The sequence below is a fragment of the Catenulispora acidiphila DSM 44928 genome, from assembly GCF_000024025.1.
In the GTDB taxonomy this organism is placed as follows: Bacteria; Actinomycetota; Actinomycetes; order Streptomycetales; family Catenulisporaceae; genus Catenulispora; species Catenulispora acidiphila.
The window spans coordinates 4,637,129-4,655,985 of the sequence record NC_013131.1 but is presented as its reverse complement, the minus strand read 5'-3'; the positions used below and the strand labels follow the sequence as shown (position 1 = coordinate 4,655,985).

The 18,857-nt window shown below is 70.0% G+C and carries 12 protein-coding genes; 2 read left to right on the top strand and 10 right to left on the bottom strand.

All coding sequences use genetic code 11. From position 1 onward, the window contains the following. Positions 1-61: 61 nt before the first annotated feature. The 3 genes from CACI_RS20360 to CACI_RS20350 form a co-directional block, all read right to left on the bottom strand. Positions 62-4,783 (bottom strand): hybrid sensor histidine kinase/response regulator, encoded by a 4,722-nt coding sequence (locus CACI_RS20360; protein WP_395994340.1) that lies wholly within the window; start codon positions 4,781-4,783, stop codon positions 62-64. Between the two features lie 195 nt (positions 4,784-4,978). Continuing rightward, positions 4,979-5,314, bottom strand: a complete 336-nt coding sequence (locus CACI_RS20355; RefSeq protein WP_015792709.1) for an STAS domain-containing protein — start codon at positions 5,312-5,314, stop codon at positions 4,979-4,981. A 224-nt stretch (positions 5,315-5,538) separates the two neighbouring features. Next, complete coding sequence (locus CACI_RS20350) at positions 5,539-6,036, bottom strand: MarR family winged helix-turn-helix transcriptional regulator (RefSeq protein ID WP_015792708.1); 498 nt, start codon at positions 6,034-6,036, stop codon at positions 5,539-5,541. A gap of 66 nt (positions 6,037-6,102) precedes the next feature. Here CACI_RS20350 and CACI_RS20345 point away from each other — a divergent pair, with 66 nt between their 5' ends. Then, complete coding sequence (locus tag CACI_RS20345; RefSeq protein WP_015792707.1) at positions 6,103-7,383, top strand: PP2C family protein-serine/threonine phosphatase; 1,281 nt, start codon at positions 6,103-6,105, stop codon at positions 7,381-7,383. 156 nt (positions 7,384-7,539) lie between these two features. On the opposite strand, the gene CACI_RS45860 is transcribed toward CACI_RS20345, so the two are convergent. Beyond that, positions 7,540-9,987, bottom strand: a complete 2,448-nt coding sequence (locus CACI_RS45860; protein WP_015792706.1) for a discoidin domain-containing protein — start codon at positions 9,985-9,987, stop codon at positions 7,540-7,542. 489 nt (positions 9,988-10,476) lie between these two features. On the opposite strand from CACI_RS45860, the gene CACI_RS20330 reads away from it, so the two are divergent. Beyond that, positions 10,477-11,004 (top strand): hypothetical protein, encoded by a 528-nt coding sequence (locus CACI_RS20330; RefSeq protein ID WP_015792705.1) that lies wholly within the window; start codon positions 10,477-10,479, stop codon positions 11,002-11,004. A 176-nt stretch (positions 11,005-11,180) separates the two neighbouring features. On the opposite strand, the gene CACI_RS20325 is transcribed toward CACI_RS20330, so the two are convergent. From CACI_RS20325 to CACI_RS20300, 6 genes are all read right to left on the bottom strand, one after another. Then, positions 11,181-12,383: a sensor histidine kinase gene (locus CACI_RS20325; protein ID WP_015792704.1), complete on the bottom strand. Its 1,203-nt coding sequence runs from the start codon at positions 12,381-12,383 to the stop codon at positions 11,181-11,183. A 41-nt stretch (positions 12,384-12,424) separates the two neighbouring features. Then, entirely contained in the window at positions 12,425-13,102 is a 678-nt protein-coding gene (locus CACI_RS20320; RefSeq protein ID WP_015792703.1) for a response regulator transcription factor, read from the bottom strand. Positions 13,103-13,159: 57 nt separating this feature from the next. Continuing rightward, a complete protein-coding gene (locus tag CACI_RS20315) occupies positions 13,160-14,437 on the bottom strand; it encodes a cation:proton antiporter (protein WP_015792702.1) in 1,278 nt (425 codons plus the stop codon). Further along, a complete protein-coding gene (locus CACI_RS52585; protein ID WP_015792701.1) occupies positions 14,434-16,017 on the bottom strand; it encodes a cytochrome P450 in 1,584 nt (527 codons plus the stop codon). Before CACI_RS52585 ends, CACI_RS20315 begins: the two co-directional genes overlap by 4 nt. Next, positions 16,014-17,096 carry an alpha-hydroxy acid oxidase gene (locus tag CACI_RS20305; protein ID WP_041542078.1) on the bottom strand — a complete coding sequence of 361 codons (1,083 nt, stop codon included), beginning with the start codon at positions 17,094-17,096 and terminating at the stop codon, positions 16,014-16,016. The genes CACI_RS52585 and CACI_RS20305 overlap by 4 nt, the downstream gene beginning before the upstream one ends. Positions 17,097-17,167: 71 nt before the next feature. Further along, entirely contained in the window at positions 17,168-18,778 is a 1,611-nt protein-coding gene (locus CACI_RS20300; RefSeq protein ID WP_015792699.1) for an NAD(P)-binding domain-containing protein, read from the bottom strand. Between the last annotated feature and the right edge of the window lie 79 nt (positions 18,779-18,857).

Genomic DNA, 18,857 nt, shown 5'->3' with positions numbered 1-18,857 from the left:
TGCGGTGGCCGCTCCTGGTTCACGGGGCGGGCTCCTTCTGGCGGGGGTGCCGCGGTGGGGGTCACAGGCCTAGGACCCGTTGGATGCTCTCGATGAGGACGGCGGCGTCGACGGGTTTGGTGACGTAGTCGTTGGCGCCGGCGGCCAGGCTCTTTTCTCGGTCGCCGTTCATGGCTTTGGCTGTGACGGCGATGATGGGGAGGTCGGCGTGCTCGGGCATGGTGCGGATGCGGGCGGTGGCCTCGTAGCCGTCCATTTCGGGCATCATCACGTCCATCAGGATCACCTCGATGCGGGGGTCGTTCTGCAGGGCCTGGATGCCCTTGACGCCGTCCTCGGCGTCGACGACGCGCATGCCGTGCATCTCCAGCATGCCGGTCAGGGCGAACAGGTTGCGGGCGTCGTCGTCGATGACCAGGACGCTGCGGCCGGCCAGCAGGCCGCCGCTGTCGGGGAGTTCGGCGGGGCGTTCGCGGCCGGGCTGGGGCAGCGGGACGACGTCGTCGGGGTGCTCGGCGCCCAAGTGCAGGACGATGCGCTCGCGCAGTTCGTCCAGGCTCGGGAGCAGCTCCAGCGGGTACAGCTCGGCGTGCGCGCGCAGCAGGCGTTCTTGGTCGCTTCGCAGTGTCCTGTTGTGGTGGGCCAGGATCGGGATCGAGTGCAGGGCGGGGTCCGCGGTACGCGCCTGCAGGAACAGCGCCGCGCCGTCCTGCGCCATGTCCAGTTCCAGGACCACGCAGTGGTGCGGCTCGGCAGCGAGCATCGCCGCCGCCTCCTGCGCCCCGACCGCGGTCCGGATCTGCACGCGGGCTTGCGGGCCCAGCCGCTCCCGTCCGGCGAGCAGGTCCTCGGCCGCACTCTCGGCGACCAGCGACAACAACCCGCGCGCCCGGTCCTCCACGACGAGGAGGCGCCGGGACGAGGTCCCGGTGACCGCACGCTCGGATCCCGGCCGACGCGCGCCGCCCGCGGCGACACCGGCGGACGCGATCGACCCGGCGGACCCGATCGACCCCGTGGACCCGTTAGACCCGACGGACCCGATCGACCCGATCGACCCGACGGACGTCATAGACCCGACGGACGCCATAGACCCCGACCCCGCGGAGGCGCCGCCACCAGCTCCAGAGATGGTCTTGACCAGCTCCCCGGCGACAACCTGCCCGGTCGCGGCGTCGCCGAACTGACCACCGTCCGAAGCCGGCGGATCAGCCCAGTCCGGATGCTCGATCGGCAGATAGAGAGTGAACGTACTGCCTTCGCCGAGCGCGCTCTGCGCGGTGATAGCGCCGCCCAGCAGCTGCGCGATCTCCCGGCTGATCGACAGCCCCAGTCCCGTCCCGCCGTACTTGCGGCTGGTCGTGCCATCGGCCTGCTGGAAAGCACCGAAGATCGTCTCCAGCTGCTGCTCGGGAATCCCGATCCCGGTGTCCTTCACCCGGAACGCCAGCGCCGGACCGCTGTCGCGCACGCCCAAAGGCAGCTCCTCGGGCGCGGCCGGCTCGATGCTCAGCTCGACGCCGCCGGTCTCGGTGAACTTCACCGCGTTCGACAGCAGGTTCCGCAGCACCTGCCGCAGCCGCGAGTCGTCGGTGAGCATCTGCCCCGGCATCCCGCTGGCGGTCCGGACACTGAACTCCAGGCCCTTCTGCGTCGTCAGCGGGTGGAACGTGGCCTCGACGTAGTCCAGCAGCCGCTGCAACGAGACGCGTTCGGGGTCGACGTTCATCTTCCCGGCCTCGACCTTGGACAGGTCCAGGATGTCGTCGATCAGCTGCAGCAGGTCCGAGCCGGCGGAGTGGATGACGCCGGCGTACTCGACCTGCTTCGGCGTCAGGTTCCGGTTGGAGTTCTGCGCCAGCAGCTGCGCCAGGATCAGCAGGCTGTTCAGCGGCGTGCGCAGCTCGTGGCTCATGTTCGCCAGGAACTCCGACTTGTACTTCGACGCCAGCGACAGCTGCTGCGCGCGCGTCTCCAGCTCCTGCCGCGCCTGCTCGATCTCCAGGTTCTTGGTCTCGATGTCGCGGTTCTGGCTGGCCAGCAGCGCGGCCTTCTCCTCCAGCTCGGCGTTCGACGTCTGCAACTGCTCCTGCCGCACCTGAAGCTCGCCCGAGCGCGCCTGAAGTTCGGCGGCCAGACGCTGGGACTCGCCGAGCAGCTCGTCGGTGCGGGCGTTGGCGACGATGGTGTTGACGTTCACCCCGACCGTCTCCATCAGCTGCTCCAGGAACGCCCGGTGCACCGGCGTGAACCGGTGCATCGACGCCAGCTCGATGACCCCGAGCACCTGGTCCTCGACCGCTATCGGCAGCACCACCAGGCTCGCCGCGGCGGTACGCCCCAGCCCCGACCCGAGCGCGACGTAATCACCGGGCACGTCGTCGATGGCGATGACGCGCTTGCTGCGCGCCGCCTGCCCGACCAGCGACTGACCCAGGCGGAAGCGCGTCGGCCGGTCGTCGCCGGGGTCGCCGTAGGAGCTGATCAAGCGCAGCTCGATCCCGCTGCCGTCGGCGGCGTCCTCGGCCAGGAAGAACGCGCCGTACTGCGCGCCGACCAGCGGGGTGAGCTCGTCCATCACCAGCTCGGCGACCACCGCCAGGTCCCGGCGGCCCTGCATGAGACCGGAGATCCGCGCCAGGTTGGACTTCAGCCAGTCCTGATCGTGGTTGGCCCGGGTGGTCTCGCGCAGGGACTTCACCATCGAGTTGATGTTGTCCTTGAGCTCGGCGACCTCGCCGGAGGCGTCCACGGTGATCGAGCGCGTCAGGTCGCCCTCGGCGACCGCGCTGGTCACCCCGGCGATCGCGCGCACCTGCCGGGTCAGGTTCCCGGCGAGCTCGTTGACGTTCTCGGTGAGCCGCTTCCAGGTCCCGGACACGCCCTCGACCTCGGCCTGCCCGCCGAGCCGGCCCTCGCTGCCGACCTCGCGCGCGACACGCGTGACCTCGGCGGCGAAGGAGGACAGCTGGTCGACCATCGTGTTGATGGTCGTCTTCAGCTCCAGGATCTCCCCGCGCGCGTCCACGTCGATCTTGCGCGTCAGGTCGCCCTGCGCGACCGCCGTGGTGACCTGCGCGATGTTGCGCACCTGGTTGGTCAGGTTGTTCGCCATGAAGTTGACGTTGTCGGTCAGGTCCTTCCAGGTCCCGGCGACGTTGGAGACGCGAGCCTGGCCGCCGAGCGTGCCCTCGGTACCGACCTCGCGCGCGACGCGGGTCACCTCGGAGGCGAACGCCGACAGCGTGTCGACCATGGTGTTGATCACCTCGGCGAGCGCCGCGACCTCGCCCTTGGCCTCGACCGTGATCTTCTGCGACAGGTCGCCCTTGGCCACCGCGGAGGCGACCTGCGCGATGGAGCGCACCTGGCCGGTCAGGTTGGAGGCCATGACGTTGACGTTGTCGGTCAGGTCCTTCCAGGTCCCGGACACGCCGCGCACCGTCGCCTGGCCGCCGAGGTTGCCCTCGGTCCCGACCTCGCGCGCGACGCGGGTGACCTCGTCGGCGAACGCGGAGAGCTGGTCGACCATCGTGTTGATGGTCTCCTTCAGCTCCAGGATCTCCCCGCGCGCGTCGACGCGGATCTTCTGCGACAGGTCGCCCTTGGCCACGGCCGTGGTGACCTCGGCGATCGAGCGCACCTGCGCGGTGAGGTTGTCGGCCATGACGTTGACCGATTCGGTGAGGTCTTTCCAGGTCCCGGAGACGCCCTTGACGTCCGCCTGACCGCCGAGGCGGCCGTCGGTACCGACCTCGCGCGCGACTCGGGTCACCTCGTCGGCGAAGGAGGACAGCTGGTCCACCATCGTGTTCAAGGTGTTCTTCAGCTCCAGGATCTCCCCGCGAGCGTCGACGTCGATGGTGCGCGTCAGGTCGCCCTTGGCCACCGCCGTCGCGACCTGCGCGATGGAGCGCACCTGCGCGGTGAGGTTGCCCGCCATGAAGTTCACCGAGTCGGTGAGGTCGCGCCAGGTCCCGGCGACGCCGGGGACCTGGGCCTGCCCGCCGAGCATGCCCTCGGTACCGACCTCGCGGGCGACGCGCGTCACCTCGTCGGCGAAGGCGGAGAGCTGGTCGACCATCGTGTTGATCGTGCTCTTCAACTGCAGGATCTCGCCGCGGGCGTCGACCGTGATCTTCTGCGACAGATCGCCCTTGGCCACCGCGGTGGTGACCTCGGCGATCGAGCGCACCTGGTCGGTGAGGTTGTTCGCCATGAAGTTCACCGATTCGGTGAGGTCTTTCCAGGTCCCGGAGACGCCCTTGACGTCCGCCTGGCCTCCCAGGCGCCCCTCGGTACCGACCTCGCGCGCCACGCGCGTCACCTCGTCGGCGAAGGAGGACAACTGGTCCACCATCGTGTTCAAGGTGTTCTTCAGCTCCAGGATCTCCCCGCGGGCGTCCACGTCGATCTTCTGCGACAGGTCGCCCTTGGCCACCGCGGTCGCCACCTGGGCGATGTCGCGGACCTGGGTCGTCAGGTTCCCGGCCATGGCGTTCACCGAATCGGTGAGGTCCTTCCAGGTCCCGGACACCCCCGGCACCTCGGCCTGGCCGCCGAGCCGGCCGTCCGTGCCGACCTCCCGGGCCACCCGGGTCACCTCGGAGGTGAACAGCGAGAGCTGGTCCACCATGCCGTTGAACACCGTCGCGATCTCGACCAGCAGCCCGTCGCCGTCCTCGGGCAGCCGGGTGCCGAAGTCGCCGTCGCGCACCGCGGTCAGCCCGGCCAGGAGCTGGCTCAGGCCCGGCGCCTCGGATTCCTCCGCCCCGCCCGGCATACCGATCCGCACGGTGGAGGCTGCACGCTCAGCCCTGTCGTCCATCAGCCGTCCTGTCTCTTCCTGCCTCGCGCCTGAGCGCCGTTCCCTGAACCAGCCGTGACGTTTCGGCCTGCCGACTTGAGTCATCATCTACCCCCGCGCGGCTCCGCGGCACCCCGTTCGGCACGGCGAAGCGGCGGCGGACCCGGCATGTCAGGGCCCGTACTCTTCGGTTATCGGCCCGCGGATCGTGAACAACTCGGTGGTTCCGGACAGCTCGATCACCCGCAGGACCGGCCGGGACAGGTCGGCCAGCTCGAAGCCCACCCCCGCGATCTGCGCCGCGCGCCGGCCCTCGACCAGCGCGCGCAGGCCCATCGAATCCAGGAAGGTCACCGCCGAGCAGTCCACCACGACCGCGCGCCCGACTCCGACCAGGGTGGTGAGCTGCGCGATGAGCGTCGGATGGGCCGCGAAGTCCACGTCGCCGATCAGCGCGAGCCGCACATGGTCGCCGTGCTCGGCGACCGTGTGACCGAAGGTGTTCATGTCACGATCCTGCGGTACGGGGGCACGACGGCCCATCTGGCGGCGGGAGCACGGCGGCGGCCCGTGGCGTGGACGACGACGACCCGGGCGGCTCAAAAGCTGCCCGCATCGACTTTAGAATTAATCGTTTACATGTGGCAACATTTGACGCGGCGCACCGCACCCGCGGTCGCTATACGCGACGCGGTGCGTACGGCAGCGGCGGGAGGGAGGCGCGTGGACGTTCAGGCTGCACTGCTCTGGCCAGCCTGCGACTCGCCGCCTTCCGAGGGTCCAAGCCGCTGCTCGATCGCCGCGTGCAGGCGGCCCAGATGGGTCGAGAGCCCCGCCAGCGAATCCGGCGGCAGCGTCTGCATGATCTCCTGCAGCTCGCGCACCCGCGCCGAGCGGACCTCGGCGAGCACTCGGCGCGCGCGCGGGCTGAGCCACAGCTCGACCTCGCGGCGGCTGCTGGCGCTGGGGGTGCGCCGCACGAGCCCGTCGGCCTCCATGCGGTCGCACAACCGGCTGGTCGCCGGCGGCCGGGTGCCCAGGGCTTCGGCGAGGGCGCGCAGGTTGATCCCCTCGGACCGCTCGATCGCCCGCAGCGCCCGCAGCTGGGATGGCGGGACCGGACCGCCGGGCAGCGACTCCATGCCCCGTCCGTGCAGGGCGTCCAGCAACTCCACAACCGCGGCAGCCGTCTCGGCGACCGTCTCGGGCGGTGGTGGATCCAGGTGCACGCCACCACTGTGCCACTGCCGAGCCGAAGCGACCAGCCGCCATCTCCCCTAGAATCAGGAACCGAAGTGATCGATTATCCGACCGTGGAGCGCGCGCTGCGCTCGGCCGACCCCGAAGCGTTGCCGGAGGCCGTGCGCGCTGTCCTGCTGACCATGGGCGTCAGCGGTGTCGAGGTGTACCTGGCCGACTACGCGCTGCGGGTGCTCGCCCCCGTCGGCGGCCTGGGGCGGTCCGGGACGCTGCCCATCCACGCCAGCGTCGAGGGCAAGGCCTTCGCCAGCCAGCGGCCGCAGTTCCAGCGGCAGGGCGACGGCACCACGATCGTGACGGTCCCGGTGACCGTGCGCGGCGACCGGCACGGGACGCTCAGCGCCGTGCTGCCGGCCGACGTCACCCGATCCGATGCCTCCGATGCCTCCGATGCCTCCAAGAACGCCGAAAACACAGGGACCGCCGAGAACACAGCGAACGGTGCGAGCGCCGAAGGCTCCGCGCGTGCCGTGGAGGTCGACAGCACCGAGGTCGAGACGCTGCAGGCGGTGGCCCGGCTGCTCGGTCACGAGATCGTCGTCGCCGACCGCGACACCGACCGCTACCAGCAGGCTCGCCGAGCCACCCGCCTCACGCTGGCCGCCGAGACCCAGTGGCAGCTGCTTCCGGGCCGCTCGAGCCGCCGCCGCGAGTACGCCCTCGGCGCGCAGCTCGAACCGGCCTACGCCATCCGCGGCGACAGCTACGACTGGGCCGCGACCAGCACGGATCTGACCCTGGCCGTCGTCAACGGCATGGGCGAGGGCATCAGCGCGGCGCTGCTGACCTCGCTGGCGGTGAACGGCCTGCGCAACGCCCGCCGTGCCGGGCTGGACCTGGCCGACCAGGCAGCGCTGGCCGACCAGGCGGTGTACGCGCAGCACCAGGGCGAGCTCTATGTGAGTGCCCTGCTGCTGTGCTTCGCCTACGACACCGGCGAGGTGACCGTCGTGGACGCCGGCTCGCCGCAGATCTGGCTGCGCCGCGGCCGCTCGGTCGAGCGGATCGACGTCGACGCGCAGCTGCCGCTGGGCATGTTCGAGGAGACCGCGTACACCCCGCAGAAGTTCCAGGTGCTGCCCGGCGACCGGCTGGTCATCGTCAGCGACGGCGCGCACGCGGCGGTCTCGCCGGGCGGCGAGGTCTACGGCCACGCGGCCTTGCAGCGCGGCATCAACTCCTCCGGGCTGCTCCCGGCCGAGGACGTGCCGACCGCGATCCTGCGCGAGGTGTCGAGCCACCGGTCGGTGGACGCCGACGACGACGTGGTCGTGGTGTGCGTCGACTGGTACGGACGGTCCGGAGCCGGCGACTAGCGAAGGCGGCACGGCAGCGGCACGACAGCGACAACAGCACTGCAACGGCAACGCAGCGGGAAGACGTCGCGCGCCACGACGCGACGAGGCCGGCCGGGCGCGATCCACTCGCGCCCGGCCGGCTTTGTTGTGCTCAGAAGGTCTCAGCCTCGGGAATCAGCTCCCGAAGACCTGGAACTCCCACAGGCTGTATCCGTACTGCGTGGCGCGCGCCGTTCCGTTCATCCGGACGTAGCGTCCGCTGCCGGAGACGGTGAGACTCTGCGTCCCGCCGGTTCCGGTGGTGGTGGAGTAGATCGGCGTCCAGTTCGTGCCGTCGTTCGAGGTCTGGATCTGGAACGCGGTCGCGTAGGCCGTTTCCCAGGAGAGCCCGACCTTGCACAGCGTGTGCGTGGCACCGAGGTCCACCTGGACCCACTGCGGGTCCGTGAACAGGGAGGACCAGCGGGTCCCGGCGTTGCCGTCGAATGCGGCGGCGGCAGCAGTGCCCGCGTTCTCAGCCGAGGACGCGGTCGCCGGCTTGTTCAGCGCGAGGTTGGTCGTACCGCAGGTACCGCCGCCGCCGGAGCTCGAGCCGTAGACCTGGAACTCCCAGAGGCTGTAGCCGTATGCCGTGTTGCGCGCGGTGCCGTTCATGCGGATGTAGCGGCCGGTGCCGGACAGGTTCAGGGTCTCGGTTCCGCCGGTGCCGGTCGTGGTGGAATAGATGGTCGTCCAGTTCGTGCCGTCGTTCGACGTCTGGATCTGGTAGGCCTTGCCGTAAGCGGTCTCCCATTGCAGGACGACCTTGCAGATCGACGTGGACGAGCCGAGGTCGACCTGGAGCCACTGCGGGTCGGAGAACGCCGAGGACCAGCGGGTCCCGGCGTTGCCGTCGACCGCGTCCGCCGCCGGTGTACCGGCGTTCTCCGCCGAGGAGGCGGTCGCCGGCTGGTTCAGCGCGAGGTTGGTCGTGCCGCAGGTACCGCCGCCGCCGGTGGGATTGATCGTCCAGCTGAAGCTGGTGGATCCGGCCGCGCCGGTGGTGTCGGTCGCGGTGACCGTCACGTTCGACGTGCCGGCGGCGCTCGGCGTACCGGAGATCACGCCGGTGGAGGCGTTGATCGACAGGCCCGCCGGGAGACCGGAAGCGGTGTAGGTCAGGGTCTGCCCGGAAGCGGAGTCGCTGGCGTGGATCGGGACGCTGGCCGCGGTGCCCACGGTGCCGGTCTGGCCGCCGGGGTTGGTGACGGTCACGGTGTCGCCGCCGCCGGAGCCGGTCGGGAACGTCCACGTCTGCTGCGGGGAGCCGGTGCACGCCTCAAGGTCGAGGCGGGTTCCGGCGTTGCCGCCCGGATCGGTCAGACACAGACCGGAGTTCGGGTTCAGCAGCTCGCCGTTGGCCTGGCGGGTCCAGTTCTGCGCGTTGGTGGCGTTGCAGGCGTACCAGTCCACGTTCGTGCCGCTGGTCGTGCCCGCCGCGACCACGTCGAGGCAGCCGCCCTGCACGCGGACGGTGTTGTCCGTGTACGGGGACCAGGACTGGCCGGCGCTGCCGTTGCAGGCCGTGGCGAACAGCGGGTTGCCCTCGGTGTTCAGCGAGTTCTGATTCGTCAGGCACAGGCCCGCGCCGTCCTTGACCGCGCCGGTCGAGACGGGCGTGCCGGTCGGCGTGGAGTTGCCGCCCTTCTCGTACACCGCGACCCACGCCGCGCTCAGCGAGGCGCCGGAGGTCGTGGCGGCGGTCGGGGTGGTGGTGCCGGAGACGCCGTCGGGGTAGTTGCCGCCCATCGCCAGGTCCCAGATGATGAAGAACCCGTGGTCGATGGCGGCCTGCCAGGCGGCGGTGCCGACCGAGGCCTCGGTGATGGTGCTCTCCACCACGCCGTCCATCAGGAACTGCATCTGCTCGGCGCTGGTGTTGGTGCGGTCGATGATGACCGAGTAGGTGTGGTAGCCGGTCTGGCAGCCCGAGCCCGCGCCCGGACAGGCGATGAGCGGGTGGCCGGGGCTGTTCGCCGAGTCGTGCAGGGTCTGCGAGGCCTCGTTCAGGCCGTTGACGTCCTCCATCATGTCGATCTCGCCGGACTGCGGCCAGCCGCCGCCGGCCCGCATCGGCGCGCCCAGCGACCAGAACGCCGGCCAGTACCCGAGCCCGTTGGCGGGATTCGGCTGCTGGATCGAGGCGCTCATCTCCAGCTCGCCGCCGGGCGGCGCCTGGAAGTCGTCACGCGTGCTCTCGATGCGCCCCGAGGTCCAGGTCCCGCCGTTGTTCAGGGCCTTGAGCACCAGGTGGCCGTTGCCGTCGAGGTAGACGTTGTTGGTGGAGTTGGTGGTCTGCTCCCGCTCGCCGGTCCCGTAGCCGGTCCCGATGTCGTAGAACCAGTTGGCCGACGACGGCGCGGTCCCGGCGCCTCCGGCGAAGTTGTCGCTGAACACGGTGTTCCAGCCACTCGGCGGCGGCGGCGCCGTGTCGGCCGCCGCCGACGGAGCCGAGGCCACCGTGACGGCCAGGCCGCCGGTCAGACTGCCGGCGATCAAGGCGACCACGGCCAGCAGCGAACGCTGCCGCGGTGGTCTGGATGAGCGCCGGGCCTCCCGGCCGGCGCGCGCGGTGAAGAGCATGGGCGAAGTCCCTCCAGTGGGATAGAGAGCTACTCGGTGCCGGCCGGGGCACAGTCGCGTACGGCAAGGCTGCGCCGCACTGCGACCGGCCCGAGCCGGACTGGTCGGTGGACCCTGAATGGGGGTGGGGCAGGGTGGGGCTGGGGTGGCGAACCCTGTGAGAGCGCTCTCTAGGCTTGAATGTTGCGACGCCGTTAACCTCTGGGTCAAGACGCAACCGGTTCCGGAACTGGTTCCGGAACCGGTTCTTTCGCTAGACCAGTGGTAGAGCGCGCGCGGTGTTTCTGTTGCGCAACAAAGGATTCACGAACCCTGTCGAGGAACGGGCGATATCAGCCGGCTACCTTCAGGGAACTGGCACCGGGCCGCCGACGTCCAAGATGGGTGACCGCCCTCAAACACCTCACCGCGCCTGCCGTCGCGTTCGCGGCGGCTGTGCTCCTGACTGCCTGTGCGAGCAAGCCGACGCCGCCCAGGGGAAGCGCACCGATGGCGCCGAGTCAGAGCCCGAGTTCGAGTCCGAGTCCCAGTCCGAGCTCTGCGACCATACCGACGCAGGACCTCTGGCCGTCCGGCGATCCGCCCGGCCAGAACGCGCTCGACGACGCGGTGCAGAAGGTCAAAACGGCGGTGAGCCTGAAATACGCGAAGTGGTACAGCGGCATCGCGCTCCAGCAACCGGTGGGCCCGAAGGACCAGACCCCCTACGCGGTGCTGGTCTACCGCGTCCCCAACCCGGCGCTGGACGCCGCGGCCCAGGCCGCCTCCCCGACCACGAAGATGATCTTCATCGACACCAAGTACTCAGCCGTGCAATGCGACGCCGTGCAGTCCAAAGTCTCGAAGGACGTCGGGTACTGGAAGTCCCGAGGCTTGTCGCTGAACAGCTGGGGCTGCCAGAACGGCCTCGTGGACATCGGGATCACCGATCCCGCCGCGTGGAAGTCCGCACTGGCCGCCCGCTACGGCGCCGACGTCATCGAGGTCGAAAAGATCGATCCGGCTCAGCTCGGCTAGCCCACCGCTGGCAGCGAGGGGCGCGCGGTCGTGCCCGTAAAAGACCACCGGCCGCCAGCGCAGATCAGCCACGCACCACCGGACTGCGCCCCCTGCGAGGCCATTCAAACCATGCGCGAAGCCGCAAAAGCTTATAAAAGCCCATCAATTAAGCGCACCGACACTCTATCGCACCCTCACCCCCGCACCGGCAGCCGCACCGTGAAGCTAGCGCCCTCCCCCAGCTGCCCCACCGCGCGGATCGTGCCGCCGTGGTCCGTGGCGATCTCGCGGGCCAGGGCCAGGCCGAGGCCGAAGTGGTGGGCGGCGGGGCTGCCGCTTTGGGCGAAGCGTTCGAAGATGCGGTCGCGGTCGGCGGGGTCGAAGCCGGTGCCGTCGTCGGTGACTTCGAGTTCGACGATGGCGCGGCCGGCTGGGCGCAGGGAGATCTCGATGCGTCCGGTCGGGCCGGTGTGGCTGATGGCGTTGTCGACCAGGGTTGAGATCATGCGGCGCAGGGAGGAGCGGGCGCCGCTGATCGCCAGGTGGTCGCCAACGGTGTGCAGGACCAGGACGCGCGAGCCCAGGCGGGGGCGCTCGGCCTCGATCACCTCGGCGGCGAGCGTGGCCAGGTCGAAGCGCTCGCAGCGGGTCGGGTCGGTGCGCATGCCGGCGGACATCAGCAGGTCCTCGACCACCTCGTTCAGCTCGCCGGCCGCGCCGACCATCGCGCTGAGCTCGCCGCCGAGCCGGTCCGACACCTCGGTCGGCAACGCCTCGGCCTGCCTTTGCTCCTCCTGCCACCGCAACAACATCTGCGCGCGCGTGTGCAACCGCGTCAGCGGCGTGCGCAGCTCATGACTGGCATCGGCCACGAACCGCCGCTGACGCTCCAGCGCGTCCCCGAGCGGCGCGATCGACCGCCGCCCCAACAAGGCGCCGACGATCGTGGCCATCACCACCCCGATCAGCCCGACCAGCAGCAACGCCCGCACCAAGTGATCCAGATCAGCCTGCTGATACCAGGTGTCGAACACCGCCTGCCGCACCACCCCGCCGCGCCGCACGGTCAGCACATCGAAGTCGGTCTTGCTCACCGTGACATGCGTCAGCGAAGGCGCCGCACCGTCCTGCGCGCCGTTCACCGCCGACGCGAGCGGGAACCCCGCCGGAATCTGCTGCGCATGCCGAACACTCGCACCCTGCACCTCGAACAACCACACACACGGAATCGCGACATCCGGATTGTCCATGGCCAGCGCCATACTCAGTTGATGCCGAGCCTGCGTCCGCTGCTCGTCAAGCACCACGCGATACGCGCAGAAACCAAGCAGCACCAGCGCGACCAAGAACCCCGAAGCGATCCGGCACGCCAGCACCGCCGCGGCCCGCGTCAGCACGCGCCGATCAGGACCGCGCGCCGGAGCGGACCGTCGGAGAATCACAGCATGCCTATCCGATAGCCGAGGCCGTAAACGGTCCGCACAATCTGCCGGCCGAGCTTACGGCGTAAGTAGTACACATAGGTGTCGACAACGGATTCCGCCGCCGTGTCCGGGAACACCGTGGCCCGCAACTGCGATCGCGAATGGATGGCGCGCGGTCGTGCGGCCAAGGTGTCCAACAGGTCGAACTCGCGCCCCGACAGCGCGACGCGCGTCCCGTCCGCCAGCGCGACGTCCCGCGCCTGCCGGTCCAGGTACCCCTCGCCGAGCCGGAGCAGATCCGAGGCGTCGGAGAACCTCCGGTCCAGCGCGCGAACCCGCGCCAGCAGCTCATGCACGTCGAACGGCTTGGTCAGGTAGTCGTCGGCGCCGCCGTCGAGCCCGCGCACGCGCTCGGCGTGCGCGCCCAGCGCCGTGAGGATCAGCACCCGGGCGGTGACCGCACGGCGCCGCAGCCCGGCCACCAGGTCCAGACCGTCCATCCCGGGCAGCCGCCGGTCGATCACCATGACCCGGTAATCGTGCGCCAGCCCCAGATGCAGCCCGCGCTGCGCGTCGTGCGCGGTGTCCACGTGGAAGCCCTCGCCCTCGATCAGGGCCGTGAGCAGCGTGGCGAGCTCGGTGTCGTCCTCGACGATCAGGAGTCTGTTTTTCTGCGGCGTCTCCGCTGCCATGCTGCCGCATTATGTCAGACATTGATCTCAGGCCTCTGTCTCGTCCTGAATGCCGGATCACGCCGGCGCCGCGGCGAGCTGGGAGTCGGGCTCGGCGCTCCCGGCCTCCTCCGAGACCGGAAGCCGCCGGTCCAGCAGCGTGAGCGCGGGCGAAGCCATCAGGGTCGTGACAAGGGCGACCAGGACCAGCGCGGTGAACAGCTCGCTGTTGATGATGCCCGCCTGCAGCCCGACGTTCAACGCGATGAGCTGCATCAGACCTCTGGCATTCATCAGCGTCCCGAGCCGCACGGCCGTCGCCTGGTCCTGCCCGCTGAGCCGGGCGGCGAGCCAGCACGCCCAGAACTTGCCGGCCACGGCGAGGATCACCGCGAACAGCGAGAACAGCAGCAGCGCCGGTTTGCCCAGCAGCCCGAAACGCGTGTTGAGACCGGAGTAGACGAAGAACATCGGCAGGAAGATGATCCGGCTGCTGGTGCTGATGGTCCCGACCGCACGCTCGGCGGTGTCGTCGCGCGGCATCACCATGCCCACGCAGAAGGCGCCGAAGACCGCGTAGAGCCCGATCTCGTCGGTGAACCAGGCCGCCAGGAACAACACCGCGACCACGACCAGCACCTGCCCGTCGCTCACCGACCCGCTCTGTCGCAGGGTCCTGGCAAGCAGCGGCCGGGCGGCGTAGTACACGGACAAGCCGAACACCACCATCCCGCCGAGGGCGACCAGGATCGGCTTGGGATGTCCCGTGGCCACGGCGAGCACACCGGCCAGCAGACACCAGGCGACCACGTCGTCGATCGCACCGGCGGCCAGCGCGAGCGATCCGTAGCGGGTCCCGGACAGCCCTCGTTCGGTGATGATCCGCGCGAGCATCGGGAAGGCGGTGATGGCCAGCGCGACGCCGACGAACGCCTCCGTCACCACCGGCGAGACGCCGTCGACGAAGATGTTGACACGGCCGTGCGCCCCGATCGCCAGCAGCACGCCGAACGCCAGCGGCACGACGATCCCCGCCCCCGACACGGTCGCCGCCGCGCGCGCGATGTGCCGATCCAGATGCGCCCGGAACTCGTGACCGGCCTGGAACATGAACGCCACCAAGCCGATCTGCCCGGCGATGTAGAGCACTGGCTTGAGCGCGTTCGGGAACAGCTCGTTCTCCAGGCGCGGAGCGACCGCGCCGAGCAGCGAGGGCCCGAGCAGCACGCCGGCGACCATCTCGCCGACGACCGGAGGCTGCCCGACCTTGCCGATGGACCAGGAAATCAGGCGGCAGAACAACAGGATCACGACGACGGCGATGAAGAAGCGGGGCGACAGGGCACTGGCACTCACTGCTCGGCCTCCTGAGCGGCGAAGTAGTTCCGGCACAACCGAAGGCGGCGCGCGTCCCAGACCATGTACGTGCCGAGCACGAGCTGGACCAGACTGCGCCAGACGTCTTCCCAGCGGTCACGAACCCGCAGCAACGCCAACCGAGCGGCGAGCCGCGGCGGCTCCCCCTGCTGGTCCGGGGCAAGCGGCGTCAGCAGGCACGGTCCGCGGTTCGGCAGCGAGCGCGTGTGGCCCACGGACGTGGACAGCGCGTAGCGCCGCAGCATTTCGGCCGCCGCGACGCGCATGGTCAGCGGCGCGATCCCGCGCGCCGGACAGGGACGGTTCGCGCTGACTCCGAACGGGATGTGGTTCACATGCTCGGGGTGCTCGCGCAACCAGCGGTCCGGATCGAACTCGGCCGCGTCGGGCCCGCCGGCGTGGTGGTACTCGGCGTAGTTGAACAGCAGCACCGACCCGGACGGGATCGCCGTCTCCCCCAGCGCGATCTGCGCCGAGGTGATGCGGTGCGCGACGCCGAACAACGGGTAGACGCGCAGGGTCTCCTCGATCACCCGGTCGAGCAGCTCGGTCTGCGCGGCCGGATCGGTCCGCAGCCGCCGCTGCAACTCGGGCCGGGCCGCGATCGCCAGCAGCAGATGCGCCATGCCCTCGGACATCTGCACCACGGCGGTGTTGAAGTACGTGCCCTGCAGGTAGTACGCCTGCTCCTGCTCGGTGAACGTGGCGGGCAGACCATAGGGCACGGCGCCGTCGGCGATCTTGCCGCGCAGGTAACGCGTCAGCCGGTCCCGCCGTCGCATGTGGCGCAGCCGCGTGCATTTCAGAGCACTGACGACGTCGTTCGCGTTCGCCACGATCAGCTCGCGCGCATCCGGCGGGCAGGGCTCGCCGAAGACGACCTCGTAGTACACCGAGGCCCACAGCGGCATCATCGCGTCGCGCAGCCGCACCACGCGCGCCCGACGGGATCCGACTCCTCCTCCAGCGCCGATTTTGGCTCCGGCTCCGGCTCCCGCGCCGGCTCCGACTCCGGACCCCGCTCCAGCACCGACTCCGGATCCAGCTCCGACTCCGGTTTCGGTTCCGGTTCCGGTTCCGGTTCCGGTTCCGACCCTGACTCCGACTCCGGATCCCGCTCCAGCTCCAGCTCCAGCTCCCACCGAACCGTCGAGCCGATCGAACTCCTGCCGAGCGCAGCGCGCGACCAGCTCCACCCAGTCGTCCTTCCGCAGCCGCGCGATCGTGCGCCGCGTGGTGCGCGCGACGTCGTCGTAGCGGGGTCCGGGCTCCAGATGTTCCTGGTGGACCTCGGGACCGGGAGCCAGCCAGTACCAGAACAGGTCCGACAGCGCCGCTCCCCGGCTGCGTCCGTTGGCAGCCGGATCGGCATACACGCGCTTGAAATCGTCGGTCCGCACCAGCTTCCCCGGCACCGGTATCCCCTCGGTACCGTTGACGAGGGCGAATATACGTACTCGAAGAGCGACGACGATGCCCGGCAGCCAGTACGGCAGGCTCGCCAGAACGGCCACGACCAGCACCCCGGCCGCGGACCAGCTCCAGGCCGTCTCGCTCACCGACGACTCCCGGCGGCCGGCCGGACCAGGTCGGGCGTGAGGTCCGCCAAGCCGCGCGCGCCGCACAGCGCCACCGTGTGGTCCACCTCGTCGCGCAGCAGCTCCAGCACCCGCGTGGCGCCCTCCTCCCCCGCGGTCGCCAGCCCCCACACGATCGGCCGCCCGACGCCCACCGCCGCCGCGCCGAGCGCCAGCGCCTTGACCACGTCGGTCCCGCGCCGCACACCGCCGTCCAGCAGCACCGGGACGCTGCCGTCCACCGCCGCGACGAACTCCGGCAGCAGGTCGATCGTCGCGGGAACGGTGTCGAGCTGCCTGCCGCCGTGATTGGACAGCAGCAGACCGTCGATCCCGTGAGCGATCGCGATCCGCGCGTCCTCGGGGTGCAGGACGCCCTTGAGCAGGATCGGCAATCGCGTGTGCTCTCGCAGCCAGTCGATGTGCTCCCACGACAGCTCCGGCGACATCGCGATCTGCCGCACGTTCCCCGGCTCGTCGCCGCGCAGATTGCGCAGGTTCTCGCAGGCCATCTCGGGCGGCAGGTCGTCGAAGTTGTTGCGCTGATTGCGCTCGTTCGCCCCGAGCACCGGCGAGTCGACGGTGACCACGAGCGCCCGGCAGCCGGCGTCGGTCGCCCGCGCGATCAACGCCGTGGTGTCGTCCATATCAGGCTGCAGATAAAGCTGGAACCAGAGCGTGGGGTCGCCGTCGCCGGCGGCGGCACGCGCGGCGGCGGCCACCTCCCCGACAGCGACGGTGCTCGCCATGCTCGCGATCATGATCGTGCCCGCCCGAGCGGCGGCGCGCGCCGTGGCGATCTCACCCTCGGCGCACACCAGGCGGTGGAAGGCGGTCGGCGAGATCAGCACGGGCATGGAGGACTGTCCGCCGAACAGCGTGACGGACAGATCGCGCTGCGCACTGCCGCGCAACACGCGTGGCAGAAGGCTGAGTCGGCCGAAGCCGTCCTCGTTGGCGCGCACGGTGACCTCGTCCCGCGAGCCGCCGGCGATGTAGTCGTAGTGGACCGGGTCGAGCTTGCGCTGAGCCACGGCCTCGAACTCGCGGACGGTCAGCATCGCTTCGAGGCCGGACCCAGGATCGAAGGCCTCCGGGCGCGCGGCACCGTTGGCTTCCGGGGCGGCGACGCTCACAGCGTCGCCACTTTCTCGAAGAACGCCACCAGGGGTGCGCGGTGCGAGGCTTCGCCGTCCCAGTGGTTCTCCAGGTTCTCGGCGAGGTGGTGCTCGGCCAGCGCCTTCCCGTCGCGGTAGACGCGCAAGACAGGGTGCAGATACGCGGCGTTGTGAGCCTCGTCCGCGTCGTCCTGCGCGGGGCGCTTGACCGTCGCGTCGAAGCGGTCCACCTTGTCGTGGTCGGGTCCGTACTCCAGGGTCACAGAGACGAGCAGCCCGTCGTCGGCGAGTCCGGCGTCCGGGTCGGCCAGCCCGCCGTCGAGCGCGTACCCCAGCGGAACCTCGTCGACGTAGTGCGCCTGTCCCCCGCCGTCGCCCGGCAGCAGGATGATGTCGGCCATCACGCCGAACTGCTGCCACAGCGCGGAACTGCGGTTGACGCGCTCGATCGTCGCGTCCGCCAGCGCTTGCGGCGTCGCGGCGATCGGCCGGTTCGGCCAGACCACGCCGGCGCCACGCTGGTCGAGGATGCGACTCAGGGCCTTGACGGTGTAGCGGTAGCCGTGGATGAAGCCGGTCGTCGCCTTCTTGAACTCGCGCTGCTGCATCAGCGTCCCGGCGAAGTACAGACCCGGCACGTTCACAGACTCGAACGCCGAGGTCAGCTCAGCGAAGCGGTCCTTGATGACGAGCGCCGGCGCGCACTCCTCGGCGAAGGGCTCGGTGTCCAGCCGGAACCCGGTGCAGCACAGGATCCGGTCGTAATACAGCTCCTTGACGACCTCGTCGGCGCGGACGAAGGAGAACCGCACGAGGAACCCGCCGCCGGGCTTCGGCGTGATGCTCAGCACCTCGCCGTCGAGGATCGCGTTCTGCGATTTGAGCTGGTAGGTGTCGAGGAAGTTGTTGTTCACCGCGCGCAGGTGGCCGACGTAATGCGTCTTCCATGCCAAGCGCACGCCGTCCGGACCGGCGACGTGGATCACCGCGGCCTTCTCGATCAGGTTGTCCGCGGTCTCGAAGGCGGAGTTGCCCTTGCCCAGGATCAGTACTCGCTGATCGGTGAAGTCGGCCGGGTCGACGGTCATCGTCGCGTACTGCTCGGCGTGCTCGATGCCGGGGATCGGCGGGATGTAGGGCTTTGACACACCGGTGGCCACGATGACGATCGCCGCGCGCCGGACGCTGCCGTCCTGGGCTGTGACGGTGAACGGGCCGCCGGCCTCGGGGCGTTCGATCCGCACCACGCGCGTGTTGTAGTGGATGTTCAGCTCGGAGGCGGCGGCGAAGTCGGCGAGGTACTGCCGCCAGAGGTCCGCGGGCGGGAAGTAACGCTCGGTGTAGCGGGTGAACAGCAGCTGCGGGTCGCCGGACAGCAGCGAGTTCCAGTCCATGCGCAAGTTGAGCTCGGGGTCGGTGGTCCCGGTGTGCGGCTTGTTGGAGGAGATCAGGGTTCTGTGGCGCGGGAAAGTCGCGAAGAACGTGCCGGCGGCTTCCCCGGCTTCCACTATGGTGTACCGGCTCCCCGATTCCTTCAGGTGCCGGGCGAGTTGGAGGCCGGCGGGCCCGGCTCCGATGACGAGGTGGTCGTAGATGGCGCCGTCGACCGTCGTGGAATCGCTCACTCTGCTGTCCTTCCGGATGTTCCGTGGATCTCGGTTGCACCCCCCGTACGAGGCCGAGCATGCCCACGGAAATTCAGAG

Bases quoted from the DNA above. Each gene is read 5' to 3' on its own strand.
- CACI_RS20360 (WP_395994340.1), bottom strand. From the start codon at position 4,783: ATGCCGGGCGGGGCGGAGGAATCCGAGGCGCCGGGCCTGAGCCAGCTC.
- CACI_RS20355 (WP_015792709.1), bottom strand. From the start codon at position 5,314: ATGAACACCTTCGGTCACACGGTCGCCGAGCACGGCGACCATGTGCGG.
- CACI_RS45860 (WP_015792706.1), bottom strand. From the start codon at position 9,987: ATGCTCTTCACCGCGCGCGCCGGCCGGGAGGCCCGGCGCTCATCCAGA.
- CACI_RS20330 (WP_015792705.1), top strand. From the start codon at position 10,477: ATGGCGCCGAGTCAGAGCCCGAGTTCGAGTCCGAGTCCCAGTCCGAGC.
- CACI_RS20320 (WP_015792703.1), bottom strand. From the start codon at position 13,102: ATGGCAGCGGAGACGCCGCAGAAAAACAGACTCCTGATCGTCGAGGAC.
- CACI_RS20305 (WP_041542078.1), bottom strand. From the start codon at position 17,096: ATGCTGACCGTCCGCGAGTTCGAGGCCGTGGCTCAGCGCAAGCTCGAC.